The organism is Mumia sp. Pv4-285 (assembly GCF_041320275.1).
GTDB lineage: Bacteria > Actinomycetota > Actinomycetes > Propionibacteriales > Nocardioidaceae > Mumia > Mumia qirimensis.
In genome coordinates this window covers 2,676,144-2,692,482 of sequence record NZ_CP162023.1, presented here as the reverse complement: position 1 = coordinate 2,692,482, position 16,339 = coordinate 2,676,144, and the positions used below count along the sequence as shown (strand labels likewise).

Below are 16,339 nucleotides of genomic sequence, written 5' to 3'. Positions count from 1 at the left end.
CCGCTACCCCAACGTGAACTCCACGGTCGTCTCGTTGCCGAACACGTCGTAGACCTTGAGCGTGTTCTTCCCCGCCTTCGCGCCGAACACCCCCGGCTTGATGCCGTTCAGGTCGGACCACGTGTTGTCGATGAGGTCCTTCTCGACGTCGTTGATCGTGGCTCGCGCGATCTTGCCCGCGTCGAAGAGCTTGTACGACACCGTCGAATAGATGCCGTCCGCGCCTACCGAGCCCGGCTTTACGGTCACCGTCGGCGCGGTCGTGTCCGGGGGCGTTGTGGAGAGGTCGTTGACGGTACGACCGCCGTACGCCTTCGCGAAGTCGTACGCGTACCCGAGGAGCTCGGCCTCGCTCCACTTCTCGTCGATGAAGATGAGGTTGAACGGCTTGCCGCTGTCGTACGTGCCGTTCGGCACGACGACGCCGGGCAGCTGAGCGATGTTGATCTCGGAGACGGTGCTGGCCGAGACGCTTCCGCCGAACACCGGGCCGACCTCGCGGACCTGCTGCGGGAACATCAGCGCGTCGAGGTCGTTGTCCTCGAGCACCTTGTCGAAGATCTCGAGGTACGCGTCGCGGTTCTTGAGGAACGGCGTGAGGTCCGGCTCTTCGGTGGCCCCGTCCAGCATCGCGCCGATGTGCGGGTCGTCCTCGAACCCGTTGGCGTCGCCCCACGCCTTGAGCTCGGCGGCGGAGCTGACGGCCGCGCTCGTGCCGAGGCGCTTCAGGTACTGGTCGACGGCCCAGTTGTTGCCGCCGCCGGTCGCACCTCCGCCGGTCCGCAGCGCGGCGAAGCCGGATCCCGCGAACGGGTCCTCGACCACAGTCGCGCCCTGCTTCTCGAGCTTGCGTACGGCGTCGGCGTACAACTCGGCGGTCTCGGGGGACAGCTCGCTGTTGGAGCCGGTACGCCAGCCCGGGCCGTACAGGCCGATCCGCTTGCCCTTCAGCGCCTTCGTGGAGAGCTTCGAGGTGAAGCCTCCCTTCGGGATGACGGCGTCCTCGGTCTTCGGGTCGTCGGATGAGGAGCCGGAGAGGACATCCATCATGATCGCGGCGTCCTCGGGCGTCTTGGCGAGAGGGCCGAGGACGTCCCGCGTGACGCCCTGGAGGGGGAAGTTGCCGGTGTTGGGGATCAGGCCGAACGTCGGCTTGACCGCGTACAGGCTCTGAGCCGAGGCGGGGTTCTGGATCGAGCCACCGGTCTCCTCCGCCATGCCGGCGACGGCGAAGCCACCTGCGACCGAGGTCGCCGAGCCGGTCGAGGAACCGCCGGGCGCCCAGGCCTGGTTGAGCGCGTTGTACGTGGGGCCGTACGAGCTGGTGTTGGCGTTCGAGCCGCTCTTCGCCAGCGTCGGCAGGTTCGTCTTGCCGATGATGATGGCGCCAGCTTCGCGGAGGCGTTCGACCGCCGGAGCGTCGGTCTCCGGGACCAGCGAGATGCCGCCCGAGATGGGGGAGGTGAGAGACCACCCGGAGGTGGTGGGCATGCCTTTCACATCCATCGAGTCCTTGATGACGATCGGCACGCCCTCGAGCGCACGGACGCGAGGCTTCTTGCCCTTGCCCTTCGTACGGCGGGCGTCGGATGCGGCGGCGTCCGAGAGCGCGTCGGGGTTCATCTGCGTGAACGCGTTGTAGTACGGCTCGTAGGCCTCGATGCGGTCGAGGAATGCTTCGACGAGCTCGACCGAGCTGTACTTGCCGGTCTCGAGTCCCTTCAGGGTCTCCGCGATGGTGAGCGTCGACAGGTCGACGCGATCGAGGTGCTTGCTCTTGCCCTGTGAAGGGCGACGATCCGAGGCGTCCGGCGCAGCGGAGGCGGTCGGGGTGACCAGTGCCGTCGCGGTGACGAGGGTGACTGCGGCGCCGGCGAGGCTCAGCAGGCGGGTCCGTGGCGTGTTCTTCATGTACCGATCTCCGAACGTTTCCGTGGTTCAGCGGTCGGTGAAAAACTAGGGACGTGGTGTTTCCTCAGCGTTGCTGAGCAGTCAACTGTTGGAGTCGCTGCGATGAGTCACCCAAGCACCCCCGTGGGTCGGTATCGCTGGGCAACCACCCCCGACGGGAACTCGTGGCGATCCACGAGGTCGAGCTGGATGCGCTCGCGCAGACCGGCGAGCAGTGTCGGTCCGTGTCCGGCAAGAACCGGTTGTACGAGGAACTCGTACTCGTCGATCAGTCCCAGATCGGCCAACGCCAGGGGGAGCGTCACGCCACCCACCCACAGGCCCTCGCCTGGCTCCTGCTTGAGCTGCTGGACCGCCTGCCCGATGTCGCCTCGCAGCAGCTCAGCGTTCCAGTCGACCTCGCTCAGCGTGCTCGACACGACATACTTCCGCGTGCCGTCGATGGCCTCGGCGAACGGGATCTCCCATTCACGCATCCAGTCGGGCCACGTGCCGCTGGCCGGCCGCCGCCATGCCGCCTCCATCATCTCGTAGGTCACCCGGCCGAACAGCAGGGCATCGGCGCGTTCCATCTCAGCGGTCCAATAGCGCATCGACTCCTCGTCAGGCGCGAGCCCCGCCTCGTGATGGCAGCAGCCGTCCAGCGTGACGTTGATCGAGTAGCGAAGTGGTCTCATCTCGTTGCTCCCTTGATGCGCGCAGCGTGTCAGAAGTCGGCGATCACGAGCTTCTTCATCCCCAACATGTGCTCGAACGCGTTCGGGCGTTCCATCAGCTTGCCCAGCCCCACCGGAGTGATCTGCCAGCTCACGCCGTACCGGTCCTTGAGCCAGCCGCACTGCTCGGCTTCGGGCGCGTCAGAGAGGGCGTCCCACAGGCGGTCGATCTCGGCCTGGTCCTCGCACTGCACCTCGAGCGACACGCCCTCGGAGAAGCCGAAGTAGTGGTCGGCGCCGAAGTCCGATGCCATGAGCCACTGGTCACCGATCCGGAACTCACCGAAGGCGAGCCCCTCGGCGCTCGCCGGACCGGTCGGGGTGCCGTACGGGAAGCGGTTGCCGACCTCCGCCCCGCCGGGAGTGCTCTCGAACAGGGAGACGTAGAAGTCGGCGGCTTCGGCGGCCTTGTCCTGCGCCGCCCCACCGAACATGAGCGCCGGGATGACGAACGGACGCGGATCGCCGGACGGGTCGGTGAGCATCAGCTGCCAGTTCACGCCGTACCGGTCCTCGACCCAGCCGTAGCGCTTCGCGAACGGATACTCGCCGATCTCCATCCGCACGGTGCCACCGTCGGCCAGCGCCGTCCACGTCGCGTCGAGCGCGTCGCGGGCCGCCTGCTCGCCCTCGGGGGTGGCCCCGCCGAACCGCAGCGGGTCGAAGTTCAGCGTGAACGAGAGTGCGGGCGTCGGACGGAACTCGTCGCCGGCGTTGACCAGCGTGATCCGCGTGCCCGCGATCTCGACGGTGACGGTGAGCGGCTCGCCCGCGAACGCTTGCTGGAAGTCGAGCAAGCCCTCCGTGGGATATCGGGCCTCGACCTCGGTGCGGGTGTCGGGCAGCGCCTCCGCATAGAAGCGGCCGGCCTCCTCGGCGTTGCGGTTGCACCAGACGTTCGGAACGATCCTCTGCGGCAGGTCGGACATGTGCTCATGCTCCCCTCGTACGGATTGTGCGGCAGACGGGCTGCCACCTGCACGTACGACCTGGGCCGACGTACGAACTCATCGGGCGTGAGTCGCGCCATGAGGGGCTAGAGCGTGTGCCTCAGCTGCTCGCTCACGCCGGCGTACCGGAGACCGCCGTACGCGCGCAGTGCAGCGTCGAGGTCGCGGACGATCGGGATGTTCTCACCTGTCGTGAAGGTGGGAGCGACGACGCGGATGCGCGCAGGCGAGCGGCCGACCGTAGCCGTCGGCTGGAGCACGATCTCGATCGTCGCGCGCGTACGGAGAATCTTCGGTTCGAGCGTCGTGACGAACGCCTCGCGGCGCAGCGCGACGTCGATGGAGACGCGGTAGAGGTCGCCCCACACCCACGAGTCGGGCGAGAGTCGGTTGCTCGTGATCCCGTGAGGGCCGATCGCGATCTCCGCGCGGCCACCACGCAGGGTGCCCGCGATGGCCGCCAGCCCGAGCCCGCCGAGGAACACCACCAACACCACGAGCACGACGACGGCGAACCATTCCTCCACCAGCCTGTCGCGCTGGATGACCGCCATGGCCACGAGCACTACGGCCACGGTGAGCATCCCGCCGCCGACGGCCACTGCCGTACGAGGGCGGGGGGAGAGGTAGCGGTGCAGCGGACCGTGGGCCGGATTCCACGACCCCACCGGCGCGTCGTCGTGCATCCCCGATCAGCCCTCGTGAACGGCGACGAGCCGCTCGGTCGTGGCGCGCATCAGCTCCTGGAACGACTCTTCGGACGGCCCGCCGAGGCCTTCGGCGCTGACAGAGACCACGTCGTTGCCGATCCGCGCGAAGCCGAACGTGATCTCGACCGGAAGGCCAGACGGCGGCTGCGTACCGGTGAGGCGGACGTTGATCTGGGCGTCGACGTCGTTCGAGGCAGGCGTCGTGTCGGAGTCGAGCCGACCCGTGATGCCGGATCCGTTGTCGGCCTTCACCTCGAAGTCCGAGCACGACGCGAGCGCTTGGCTGGCCTCGTCGAAGTCCGCCGCGACGTCGTCGCTCGGGTACGACGTTGCCGTGCTGGTGATCGTGAGAACGTTGGCCCGGTTGAAGCTGGTCTCGGCCTTCGGCGCATCATCAGCATTCGTGAGGTCGAGCCCAGCGAGGCACGTCGCGTCGTTGAGGCTGGCGCGGGCGTCGCTCGCTGCGCCGGCGCCACTGCCCGAGATCGGCTCGAAACCGGCGGGCAGGTCGTCCAGTGTCACCAGCACCGACTCGAGCTCGGACTCCGTCAGCGTCGACGTCGCCTCCGACGTGCCTCCGCCACAGCCGGCGAGGAGGGCCGGCAGAACCATGAGAGGGACAAGAACGCGGGCCGTACCGCTGCGTCGCCAGTTCACCACGCGGCGAGACTAGCCGACCCTGCTCAGACCTCACGCCAGCGCCCGCCGCGCCTTCAGGAAACCGTCCACGATCTCCCACACGGTCACCAGGACGACGCCCGCGATGGTCCATTGCAGCACTGTGTCGACCGTTGAGGCGTTCCACTCGAGGTGCTCGACAAGGGCCGGGTTGAGGAAGTCGCCGTCGCTCAGCGCCGGTAGCGTGACCGCCGCGAAGGCGAGCGCGATCACCGCATTGATAGCCGCAGCCGCCCACGTCCATCCCTTCAGGTGCACCCAGACGGTGAAGCCGATCTCGAGCGCCAGCAGGACCAGCACGACCGGGATCCACCACGACCACAATGCAGGGTCCAGGACTGGGATGCTGTCGCCGTCGGCGTGGAACGGCGATCCCGTCTGCTGCCAGATAAGCAGGCCTGCCGTCACGGCGAGGAACACGACGCTCGCGATCGTGTCGGCGTACGACTGGCCCGGCTTGCTGGGGGAGGGCAGCTTGTCCACTGTCCAGGACTCGACGTCCTCGCCCTCGAGCGCACCCGTCCAGTCGAGAACGGCGAAGACCACGGTGACCCAGAACGCCACCTGGATCGCCGCTCCGAACGCCACCCCGAGCGACCCGATGAGGGTCGAGGCGATCGCGTCGCCGGAGGTGAGACCGCCGATGACGTGACCGGCGGCGGCGATGGGCGGGACGATCGCGAGCAGCAGCACGAGCAGGCGAAGCCACGGCATGAAGAGTCTCGGCCCGATCAGCCGCGGCTCGCGACCCGTGTAGTCGACCGCGACGAGCAAAGGATCGCCCATCTCCTCGAGAACCTGACGCTCGGCGTCGGCGGAGCTGCCGCGCGCGGCGAGCGTGTCCTCGATGCGCTCGCGCAGCTCGGCCTCGACCTCGCTCCGCGATCCGCCTGGCAGCCAGCGGGTGGCGGCGTGGACGTAGCGGTCGGTGAGCGTGGTGGTCATCGGGTCCCTCCGGAGGTGAATCGCGCGAGCGCGGTGTCGATGTCGTGCCATTCGGCGACGAGGGCCTCGGCGAGTCGACCGCCGTCGGCGCTGGTGCGGTAGAACTTGCGCGGCCGGGCCTCGTCGGTGTTCCACTCGCTGCTGAGCAGGCCCTGCTTCTCGAGGCGGCGCAGCAGGGGATAGAGCGTGTTCGCGTCCACCGCGATGCCAGACTCGTCGAGCGACTCGAGCAAGCCGTAGCCGTATCCGGGCTCACGGAGCGACAGGAGGCATGCGAGCACCACCGTGCCGCGGCGTAGCTCCTGCACGTGCTGTCTGACCAGGTCGTCGCTCATGTCCGACACGATACTGTGCAGCACACACTATAGGCAAGTCGCACATTAAAGGCTGCGAGGGTGGGCGGCCCCCACAGAGCGCTGTGCGGGCGCCGGTCTCCTCGCTCGACAATCGCGTGCGATCGGCGTCGCGACCTGTCATCGAGGGGTAGCGGCGTACGCCACGCTGCGATACAATCGAACACATGTTCGACCTCGACACCATGGACGCGCTGGAGGCGGCGCTGGACGCGTTCGCCGCCCAGGTGGTGCCGTTGGCCACGGACGCGCAGACGTGCGAGGTCCTGCGCCGCCTGCAGCTGGTCGCCGATCGCATCGGTGGCCTGCAGGCGACTTGGCTGGAGCAGATGCAGGACCAGTCCTCCTACGAGGCCGAGGGGGCGTCGTCGGTGGCGGCGTGGGCGCGTCGCGAGCTGCGGTGGGACGTCAAGCAGACCCGCCGGGCGCTGGCGGCGGGCCGGACGGCGCGGGTGCTGCCCGAGGTCGGTGCTGCGCACAGGCGTGGCGAGATCACCCAGGCCCACGTGGACGCGTTCACCCTCGCCCTGAAGAAGGCCGACCGGGTCGTGATCACCGACGCCGAGGAGGTGATGCTCGACGTCGCCCTGGTGTGTGAGCCGGCCGAGCTGTCCAAGCAGCTGAGGATGCTGACCCAGGCGGCGCATCCCGAGGGGTTGGAGGATGCCTGGCTCGCGGGGATGGACAAGCACGACCTGTCGGTGGCCGCCTGCGGGGACGGCTACCACGTCAGGGGGTTCCTCGACGCGGTCGCCGGGGCACGGTTCGAGACCTGGCTCAAGGCGGCCTGCGCGCCCCGCGGAGCCGACGACACCCGCAGTCCGGCGCAGCGGCGGGTCGACGCGGTCGGTGACTTCGCCGCCGCCGCGCTCGCGCACGGGATGCCGTCCGAGCGGGGGATGCGGCCCCAGGTCAACGTGATGGTCGACGCCGACTGGCTGGCAGGCCAGCCCGGGGCGCAACCGCCGGTGCTGGCCGGGTGGGGGCCGATCGGGGCCAAGCTGTTCGACTACCTGAGCTGCGACGCCGACCGCACCGACCTGCTCGTCGACGGTGCCACGACCGGACGCACTCCCCAGGCCGACATCCTCAACGTGGGCCGCACCCGACGCCTGGCCAACCGTGAGCAGCGTCGCGCGGTCCGGGCGCGCCAAGGCGGTGTCTGCGCGAATCCAGGCTGCGGCGGCACGGTTCTCGAGCTCCACCATGCCGCCTGGTGGCTGCGCGACGGCGGCCGCACCGACCTCGACGAGCTCGTCGGCCTGTGCCCTCGCTGCCACCAGCTGATCCACGCCGGCCGGCTGTGGGTCGAACCCGACGGCCAGGGCGGGTTCGTCTTCAGCCGCCGCGCCGGCACGCGGATCCTCGAGATCGAAGACGCCCAGCGCCGCCAACGCCACAACCTCTCCCAGTGGCTGCGCACCTTGCGCACCCTGCGCGACATCCCCGCGGTCGCCGAAGCACTCACCGCCGCGACCGCCGACGGTCCGGTGGGGAGCAGCATGGACCCCACGGCTGACGCGCCTCTCGGCAGCGACCTGGCCGAGATCCTTCTCGGCGACCCGCCGCCGTCAGGTGCCGTGCGCGTACGCAGCTACCGCTACGGCGACCTGGTCGACTCCCACCGACAGCTACGCGACACCCTCGCCAGTCCCCACCACGAACGACTCATCAGACTCCGCACATAGTCCTCTGCAAGGACGCGGCTGGCCGCGATCATCCCCCGCTGAACCCGCCGCCACACCGCGCCGGGTGCATCGGCAAGCCCAGCTGGCGTCTGATGGGACCAGGTTTTCCACAGCCGGCGTCGAGGTCTCCGCGGGGAGGTGCTCCGAAACCCCATGCTGTTCGTCATGCCTCAGTCACGCCGTCGCCGCAAGGCCTCCCGCCGCCCCGACCGTCATCGTCTACGCCGACGCGCGCGACATCAGAACCGTGTCACGACCCCGATCGCGTGTCCGTGTGGCTGCGGCACGCTGGAGCTGCGAGGGCCCGACGTCCTTGCTCAACTGGAGGCGATGCGGACGCCGGAGGATGACGCGGCGCTGCTCGAGTCGTACGAGGCAGAGCTTCGCGGCGACGCGGCCGCCGCGCTCGACGCGATGAGACGCACGTTCTACGTCGTCGGGAGCAGGCGGCCGGCGACGCTCGAATACCTCGCGCGGCTCGGCGACTCGGCGCCTGAGTGGCTGATTGCGCGGTGGCTCCGCGACCAGGCGTACGGCTGGATGATGTACGAGGGAGACCTACGTGTCGGGGTCGCCGCGAAGTACGCGACCCTCACCCACGGGGTCCCAGACCTGGCTGACGAACCGCTCGCCGCCTGGTTCGACGCGTACGCCCCGCGTGTTGCCGCTTCCGACACGTTGTGTCAGGCGTTCGCTCTGTACGACGGCGGTGGGTTGGCATCGTTCCTCGATCAGCGTGCGTCGCCGGCGCTGATCGATCGGGCCGGACGAGTTCGAGAGTGGTCCGACGCGCCGCTGCAGGTGTACGAGCTGAGTGGCACGGAGGGCGAGGTGCTCATCGTCCGCGACCACGCGAGCGGACGGGAGCACCGCACACTCCACGTCGGTGCCGCCGTCGGCAATGCCCCCGGCGACCTCGTCCTCGGGCGGTTGGTTCCGATCGAGACCGCACCGGGATTGATGTTCGAGCGCCGACCCATGTTGCTCGATCGGGTCACCGCCGACAGCTTGGTGGAGGTGCTCGATGAGGACGACCCGGTTCCCCTGTGCGCCGAGCTCCTCCGCGCTGCTGATGAGGGGCGCCTCCCGTACCGACCCGGGACGCGCGTTTCCACGATGCTGTGGTCGGACCTCCTCGACGATCCTTCGCGCGGTGCACACCAATCGCATGCCTCGTACGAGGATCCATACGACGACGACCCGCTGGGCGAGGTCGACGACTTCGAAGACGGCCCGATCCCGGGGCGGGTGCGGGACTACATGGATGCAGGGCTTCAACGCGACATCGCCGAGGCGCTCTGCACGTGTGAGATGGCCCTCGATATGCCGAAGGTGGTCCCGGGATCCATCGGCGTCCTCGCTCAGCACGCCATCTACAACCTTGCCAATCCGCTGGTGTACGAGGCCGCGCGCAGGCATCTCGTGCGGCCAGGCGACGCGGATGGCTGGGAGGCCATCGCACGGTGCGTCCCCGAACCATCCCGCAGCCAGTGCCTGGAGCTCGCCGAGCTCGCACGCGCGGCATGACGCGCGCGTCCGAGTGTCCCGCGACCGTCGCCCGAACCAATGTTCACCCAGCCTGGCCTGAAGGAGGCGATACGATATACGATCCTTCAATGGCTTACAGCACCATCACCAACCTCGACACCGCCGCTGCTCAGAAGCACAGCCACGAGCTGCGAGCGCGTTTGCTCTCGAGCTCGTCCGACCGCTACGTGACTGGCCCCTCAGGCGCCGGCAACGGCGAGCGAGTGCTGGTGCTCGGCGGCACCGGCTACATCGGTCGGGCGCTCGTTCCGGAGCTCGCCCGCCGCGGCTACCGACCCGCCGTCCTCGCCCGGGACGCCTCGGTCAAGGATGAAGTCGAGTTCGCCGACGCCGAGGTCGTCGCCGGTGACCCGACGCGAACGAAGGACGTCGAGCACTCGGTAGCGATGGCACCCACTGCCGTGGTCATCTCACTGCTCAGTGGTCGTCGTCCGAACGACGCCGAGGAGTGCCGGTCGGTCGACTACGACGCCGTGGTGAACGGCATCAAGGCCTCGGTCGCGAACGACGTGCAGCAGTTCATCCAGATCAGCGACTTCGGCGCCTACCGGCCCGAGCTGATCCCGCAGGTCTACAAGCTCCAGGTCGAGGGCGAGCTCATGGGCCAGCACCACGGCGCGCTCCCGTGGACGATCGTGCGGCCGACCGCGTACTACCCCTACCTGTCGATGACCTTCGGCGACGTCAAGAACGGCCTGCCGTACCGGATCTTCGACCACGGCGAGTACAACGTCGTCAACCCGATCGCGCGCGAGGACCTCGCCGAGTTCATCACCAACCAGGTGCTGGCGCCCGATGCGTACGGTCGCGTCCTGCCTGTCGGGGGGCCGTGGGCCGCCGACAACGTCGTCACCCTGAAGGACGCCGGACAGATGATGTTCGACATCACCGGACGTGAGGCTGAGTGGGACGTCGTCCCGATGTCCACCTGGGACAAGAAGATCGCGCGCCTCACCCGCATCGGCAAGATCAGCAAGAAGGTCGCGCCGGTCGCGTACTACCTCGAGGCGGCGAAGTACTGGTCCGTCGTCGACCACGTCGCGCCGGCGTACGGGACACGCACGCTGCGCGAGTTCATGGAGAAGCTCAAGGACCGTGAGTTCCCGACCGGCAGCTTCCGTGAGCGGATGAAGAACGGCACCGCCGTGATGCCGACCGACATCTGAGTCGGTCGGCGCCGCCCGGCACCAATACGACCGTGCCCCCGAGGATTCGCTCCACGGGGGCACGGTTTCCCATTCAGATCACGACACCCAAACCGCGCTCTTCGCGCTCAGCCGCAGCTTGCTGCCCGGCGCCTTGTCGAACGCGATGGCGACCGCGGAGTACTTGCTGCAGGTCTTGTACGAGCGAATCTCCGAGACGTAGCCACCCGACGAAGCGTGCGCATCGCGCTTGCCGCCAGTTCCGAAGATCTTCTTGACGCGCTTCTTCGTCATGCCCTTCTTCGCCTTCTTGTACTCCGCCTTCGTGACGCAGCCCGGCGTGCCATTGGCGGCAGATGCTGCCGGTGCGACGGCGAGCGTGCCGCCGAACAAGGCAACGGTGACGGCGCCGGCGGCGAGGATCTTCTTCACGTGGTTCTCCTGCGGTTGCGTGACTCGGATGTGAATGAGACGGACGGGTTGACGATTCATGACGCGGGTCACGCGATGCGCGTCACCTCCAACCACCCTTTCGCTCACCGTGATCACGACCCTCGCCCGCGCGCAGCGCCGTCGTTAGCCTCGAACGGCTTGCGACCATCACCGCTGCCCACGCGCGAAAGGCACTTCGTACCCTCATGCCCACGATCGAGGCACCAGAGCACGTCACCGAACCGTCCCGCCGCTCCGTTCTCCGCGGCATCGCCGCATCCGCCCTCACGCTCACGGTCGCGCCCAGCGCCATCGCCCGGGCCGATGCAACCGGCCGGCGCCGCCCCAACATCATCGTGGTCTCGATCGACGACCTCGGGTGGGACGAGCTCGGCTGCTACGGCAACACCTTCAACGAGACGCCGCACATCGACCGGCTTGCGAGCGAGGGCTTGCAGTTCGACACCGCGTACGCCGCTGCGCCGCTGTGCTCGCCGACCCGCGCCGCCCTCATCTCCGGGCTCTTTCCGGCGCGCACGGGCATCACCGACTTCCTCCGCGGCGAGCCCGCCCCGAGCGACAAGCGCCTCTCGACCGACATCCGCACCGTCCCCGACGTCCTCGGACCGTACGGCTACACCACGGGGTTGATCGGCAAGTGGCACCTGACCGAGCGCTACTCCGGCGACTACCGCAGCCGTCCCGGCAACCCGTACGCGCACGGGTTCGACGAGGTCATCGCGTCGGAGGAGAAGTACATCGGCGACGGTGACTACTTCCACCCGTACTTCTTCATGCCGGACCTCCCGGCGCGCGAGCCGGGGGAGTACCTCACCGACCGCCTCGCGCAGGAGACCGTCGACTTCCTCGGCCGCCACCGCGACGAGCCCTTCTTCCTCCACGTGTCGAACTACGCCGTCCACACGAAGCTTGACGCGAAGCCCGACCTCGTGGCCAAGTACTCCGCGAAACCGGGTGCGAAGGACTCGCCGAACCGCCCGCTGCTCGCCGCCATGCTCGAGAGCATCGACGACCAGGTCGGCCGGATCGCCGCGACCCTCGTCGAGTTCGGCATCGCCCGCGACACGTTGCTGTTCGTGACGTCGGACAACGGTGGCCCGTACAGGGATGCGAACGCACCGCTGCGCGGAGGCAAGGGCGAGCTGTACGAGGGCGGGATCCGCGTGCCGCTGATCGCGTCGTGGCCCGGCACGATCCAGCCCGGCCGCCACGACGCAACACCGACGAGCACGATCGACGTCCTCCCGACCGCGCTCGACCTCGCGGGTGGACGGCCGGGCCGCGAGTTCGACGGTGAGAGCATCGCGCCGATCCTCACCGGCCGGGGCCGCGTCCGACGCGACACGCTCTTCTGGGTCTACCCGCACTTCATCGGCAGCACCCACCCGCACGCCGCCGTACGCCGCGGCCGCTACAAGCTCGTCCAGTACCTCCGCGACGGACGTACCGAGCTGTACGATCTCGCTCGCGACCCGGGCGAGACGACCGACATCTCCGCGGACGAGGTCGTCACCGAGCGCATCCTGCGAGCACTGCTGCGTGCGCACCTCGCCGACGTCGACGTGCTTCCGCCGCCGCCGTCCCGCGGGGCGTACCCGCTCCGCGAGCTCGAGGAGACCTTCGACGGCGACCTCTCGCGCTGGGAGACGCTGCCGGTCGGAGCCGCGTTCGGCGAGGTCGCCGTACGGGACGGGCAGCTCGCCGTCACCGCCTCACGGATGTCGCACCTCGTCTTCCGTTCCGACGTGGCCCCGAGTTCCGACGAGGTCGCGATCGTCCTCGACACGGGCACGTTCGCCGAGTCCGGCACCCAGGACACGGTGTTCGTGGGCCTGGCGAAGGACGCCGACAACTACCTGCTGTTCCGCTATCACAACGGACTGCACCGGGTCGGCTGGGACCTGCGCATCGACGGCGCGCTGATCACCGCGGGTGGCGAGCCGCTCGGCAACCTCGACGGTTCCGTCGACCTCGCCGGACCCGCTGCCCGGTACGCGTTCGTGCTCCGCGGCACGACGGCGACCGCGTACGCGGACCAGGGGAGCGGCTGGCAGTTCCTCTACTCCGTCGACGTCGGTGGCGCGATCGACCTCGCCGACCCGGCCGTACGCGCGTCGTACCGGTACGCGGCGAGCGTCCGGCTCGACGACGGCACGATCACGCTCGACGGGATCACTGCCCACCGTGCAGCGCGTCGGCACCGCGGTCACCACTGATCAAGGGGTCAAAAGGAGATGCTTGCACCACATTAGAGAGATAAAGTGGTGTAACATCCCTTTATGAACCACGGAGACAGCGGTTTCGCCGTCGGGTGGGAGTCCCGTCCGTGGGGCCGCGAGCCTGATCGCGCCGCTTCTCGACGGCAGCGACTGTCCGCACGCGGCCCGTACGAGGCAGCAGTCCCGGCGCGGATAGCCGAGGTCTCCGTGCAGATCGGCGCCGATCTCCAGGCAGAGGCTGAGGACGCCATCCGCGAGATCACGCGCTTCGATGCGGAGGTCGGCGGCCTTGCCGGCCGACGCGCTGACGCCGCGGAGTCCGCTGCCGAGCTGGCGCCGCTGGCCTCCGTGCTGCTGCGGACCGAGTCCGCCTCGTCGTCGGAGATCGAGGGTGTCACGGCGGGAGCCCGCGCGTTGGCACTGGCCGCGATCGCTGCGAGGTCCGGCCCGAACGCCCAGCTCGTCACGGCGAACGTCGCCGCGATGCAGCGTGCGGTCGAGCTGGCCGACGACATCAGCGTCCGCTCGATCCTGGCGGCCCACGAGGCACTGCTGACCGGCCACGAGTACGCCGCTCCCGGCAGGCTCCGCGATCAGCAGGTGTGGATCGGCAGCAACGCCTTGAGCCCGCACACCGCGTCGTTCGTCCCGCCCCATCACTCGCGGGTGGCGGCAGACCTCGACGACCTGATCGCCTTCGTCAACCGGGCCGACCTGCCTGTCCTCGTGCAGGTCGCGATCGCCCATGCTCAGTTCGAGACGATCCACCCCTTCAACGACGGCAACGGCCGTGTCGGACGCACCCTCGTCCACGCGATGCTGCGCCACTCCGACGTCACGCGACGCCTGACGGTGCCCGTCTCCGCCGGCCTGCTCACCGACACGACCGCCTACTTCCGCGCGCTGACGGACTACCGTGCCGGCGACGTCGAGCCGATCATCCGGCAGTTCGCCAACGCGTCGTTCCGTGCGGTCAGCAACGGGAGGCAGCTGGTCGAGGACCTCGACCAGATCTACGACGGGTGGCTCGAGCGCCTGACGTCACGTCGAGGCTCGGCTGCCCGAAGGCTGCTGCCGTGCCTGCTCAATCAGCCGGCCGTCGACGTCGCCTACGTCGAGAGCACCCTGGGGATCGCGCTCTCTGCTGCCCAGCGCGCCGTCGAGCAGCTGGACGATGCCGGAGTCCTGTCGCGCTCGGGAGACAGCCGACGCAACAGGGTATGGCTGGCGACGGAGGTCATCGACGCCCTGGACCGGTTCGCCGAGCGCGTGGGGCGCCGCGCCTGGTGAGTGCCGCCGACCTGACAGCCGTCGGTCAGCCCTCCGCGAACCCGGGAACCCGGTCCTCCACCGTGAACCGCGCCCCGGTGTAGACGGGAGAGTCGGGCACGCTCACCTTGTCCACCACCCGCACCTCGAACTCCGCGCGTTCGGCGGTGACGTCGCAGATGTCGTACCCGCAGTGCAGGTCGGCCCAGCGCAGCGTCGGGTTCATGCGTCGGCGGACCTGGCGGGCCTCGTTCGCGACCGGGTTGAAGTCCTGCGCGCTGGTGATCGAGGGGCTGGTGATGTCGACACCGATCAGTGGTGAGCCCGGGTCGAGGCTGTCCGAGATCAGGTTGGAGACGTACGAGGTGTGGACGTCGCCGCCCAGCGAGCAGAAGTTGCGTACGCGACCGGAGTCGAGGCCGTCGGAGACGACGTCGAACATCCGCTGCTGGGACGCCTGGTAGCCGTCCCAGGTCCCCGCGCTGAACGTGGTTGGCGCACCTTCGGCCGCTGCGGTGTTGAGGCGTGCCATCAGGAGCTGTTGACCGACGAAGTTCCAGCGCACTGGGGTCATGCCGAAGCTGCCGGCGAACCAGCGCTCCTGCTCGCGCCCGAGCACCGTGCGTGTGGGGTTGCGTCGTTCGCCCACGTCCGGTGTCGTCGAGCCCCCTGCCATCGGGTCGCGGTACTGCCGCGTGTCGAGGATGTCGAACTGTGCCATCGAACCCCACGCGAGGCGACGATAGAGACGGGCGTCGGAGCCGCGTGGCCGGTGCGGTCGCCTGAGGGGCATGTTCTCCCAGTACGCCCGGTACGCCGCCGCTCGCCGCAGCAGGTCGTCGGGGGCGTCGGTCTCGTAGTCGTTGCTGACCTCGTGGTCGTCCCACGTGACGATCCACGGTGCCGCGTGGTGGGCGGCCTGCAGATCAGGGTCGAGCTTGTAGAGCGCGTATCGGAGCCGGTACTGGTCGAGCGTCGTCGTCATCGGCAGGACCTCGGCCGGCAGCGACGGGATCGTACGGCCGACCGGGAGCTGTTGGACCGGGTACTCGTAGAGGTAGTCGCCGAGGAACAGGATCAGATCCAGGTCGCGCTCGGCCATGTCGCGCATCGTCTGGAAATAGCCCGCCCGGTAGTTCATGCACGACGCGAAGGCGAACCGCAGATGTGGCGCCGCACGCGGACTCGGTGTCGTCTGCGTACGGCCGACGGTGCTGACGTGGCGGCCGGAGCGGAACCGGTACCAGTACGGCCGGCCGGGCTGCAGCCCACGGACGTCCACGTGCACCGAGAAGTTCTCCTCAGCCGTCGCCATCGCGACTCCGCGCGCGACCGTACGCCGGAACCGCTCGTCGGTCGCGACCTCCCACATCACCGGGTAGCGCCGGCGCGGATCCAGACCGGATCCGATGGCCACCGGCTCTGGGGCGAGCCGCGTCCACAGAAGGACGGAGGTGGGCGTCGGGTCGCCGGAAGCCACCCCGAGCGTGAACGGGTCACGCTCGACGCTGCCTTCTCCGGCGTGGGCAACGCCGGCGCTGCTGAGTGCGAAGGCGAGACCGGCAGCACTGCCACCAGCGACAGCGAGAGCGCGGCGCCGTGTGAGCGAGTCGGCCGTGGCGAACGACGGGAGCGAGGACTTGGACGAAGCTCGAGGAGGAGTCGAGGAGATCACTCGACCACTGTTGTGCCAGGTCTTGACTCTGTTCGACGCCGGCGAGGCGAACACCCGGTGAAATGTCGTCGGGGGCGAG

14 protein-coding genes are annotated in these 16,339 nt (G+C 68.9%); 5 read left to right on the top strand and 9 right to left on the bottom strand.

The annotated features are described in order from the left end of the window. Positions 1 to 3: 3 nt before the first annotated feature. From AB3M34_RS12990 to AB3M34_RS12960, 7 genes are all read right to left on the bottom strand, one after another. Positions 4 to 1,911 (bottom strand): amidase, encoded by a 1,908-nt coding sequence (locus AB3M34_RS12990; protein ID WP_370614432.1) that lies wholly within the window; start codon positions 1,909 to 1,911, stop codon positions 4 to 6. A gap of 107 nt (positions 1,912 to 2,018) precedes the next feature. Continuing rightward, the gene (locus tag AB3M34_RS12985; RefSeq protein ID WP_370614430.1) at positions 2,019 to 2,588 is read right to left on the bottom strand and encodes a dihydrofolate reductase family protein; all 570 of its coding nucleotides are present in this window, start codon (positions 2,586 to 2,588) and stop codon (positions 2,019 to 2,021) included. Between the two features lie 29 nt (positions 2,589 to 2,617). Then, complete coding sequence (locus AB3M34_RS12980) at positions 2,618 to 3,556, bottom strand: VOC family protein (RefSeq protein WP_370614428.1); 939 nt, start codon at positions 3,554 to 3,556, stop codon at positions 2,618 to 2,620. 107 nt (positions 3,557 to 3,663) lie between these two features. Continuing rightward, positions 3,664 to 4,263 carry a hypothetical protein gene (locus AB3M34_RS12975; protein WP_370614426.1) on the bottom strand — a complete coding sequence of 200 codons (600 nt, stop codon included), beginning with the start codon at positions 4,261 to 4,263 and terminating at the stop codon, positions 3,664 to 3,666. 6 nt (positions 4,264 to 4,269) lie between these two features. After that, the gene (locus AB3M34_RS12970; RefSeq protein ID WP_370614424.1) at positions 4,270 to 4,899 is read right to left on the bottom strand and encodes a hypothetical protein; all 630 of its coding nucleotides are present in this window, start codon (positions 4,897 to 4,899) and stop codon (positions 4,270 to 4,272) included. 78 nt (positions 4,900 to 4,977) lie between these two features. After that, positions 4,978 to 5,910: a hypothetical protein gene (locus AB3M34_RS12965; protein WP_370614422.1), complete on the bottom strand. Its 933-nt coding sequence runs from the start codon at positions 5,908 to 5,910 to the stop codon at positions 4,978 to 4,980. After that, a complete protein-coding gene (locus AB3M34_RS12960) occupies positions 5,907 to 6,245 on the bottom strand; it encodes a PadR family transcriptional regulator (protein WP_370614420.1) in 339 nt (112 codons plus the stop codon). Before AB3M34_RS12960 ends, AB3M34_RS12965 begins: the two co-directional genes overlap by 4 nt. Before the next feature lie 185 nt (positions 6,246 to 6,430). Between AB3M34_RS12960 and AB3M34_RS12955 the strand changes: the two genes are divergently transcribed. From AB3M34_RS12955 to AB3M34_RS12945, 3 genes are all read left to right on the top strand, one after another. Continuing rightward, positions 6,431 to 7,951 carry an HNH endonuclease signature motif containing protein gene (locus tag AB3M34_RS12955; protein ID WP_370614418.1) on the top strand — a complete coding sequence of 507 codons (1,521 nt, stop codon included), beginning with the start codon at positions 6,431 to 6,433 and terminating at the stop codon, positions 7,949 to 7,951. Positions 7,952 to 8,281: 330 nt separating this feature from the next. Further along, the gene (locus AB3M34_RS12950; protein WP_370614416.1) at positions 8,282 to 9,478 is read left to right on the top strand and encodes a hypothetical protein; all 1,197 of its coding nucleotides are present in this window, start codon (positions 8,282 to 8,284) and stop codon (positions 9,476 to 9,478) included. 89 nt (positions 9,479 to 9,567) lie between these two features. Further along, on the top strand, positions 9,568 to 10,665 hold the full coding sequence (locus tag AB3M34_RS12945; RefSeq protein WP_370614414.1) for an NAD(P)H-binding protein: 1,098 nt from the start codon (positions 9,568 to 9,570) through the stop codon (positions 10,663 to 10,665). A gap of 78 nt (positions 10,666 to 10,743) precedes the next feature. Here AB3M34_RS12945 and AB3M34_RS12940 read toward each other — a convergent pair whose 3' ends face one another. Further along, positions 10,744 to 11,148, bottom strand: coding sequence for a hypothetical protein (locus tag AB3M34_RS12940; RefSeq protein WP_370614412.1), 405 nt, complete (start codon positions 11,146 to 11,148; stop codon positions 10,744 to 10,746). A 134-nt stretch (positions 11,149 to 11,282) separates the two neighbouring features. Between AB3M34_RS12940 and AB3M34_RS12935 the strand changes: the two genes are divergently transcribed. After that, on the top strand, positions 11,283 to 13,313 hold the full coding sequence (locus AB3M34_RS12935) for a sulfatase (protein WP_370614410.1): 2,031 nt from the start codon (positions 11,283 to 11,285) through the stop codon (positions 13,311 to 13,313). 63 nt (positions 13,314 to 13,376) lie between these two features. Then, positions 13,377 to 14,606 carry a Fic family protein gene (locus AB3M34_RS12930; protein WP_370614408.1) on the top strand — a complete coding sequence of 410 codons (1,230 nt, stop codon included), beginning with the start codon at positions 13,377 to 13,379 and terminating at the stop codon, positions 14,604 to 14,606. A 25-nt stretch (positions 14,607 to 14,631) separates the two neighbouring features. Here the strand turns inward: AB3M34_RS12930 and AB3M34_RS12925 are convergent, their stop codons facing one another. Further along, positions 14,632 to 16,260, bottom strand: a complete 1,629-nt coding sequence (locus tag AB3M34_RS12925) for an alkaline phosphatase D family protein (protein ID WP_370614407.1) — start codon at positions 16,258 to 16,260, stop codon at positions 14,632 to 14,634. Positions 16,261 to 16,339 lie beyond the last annotated feature (79 nt).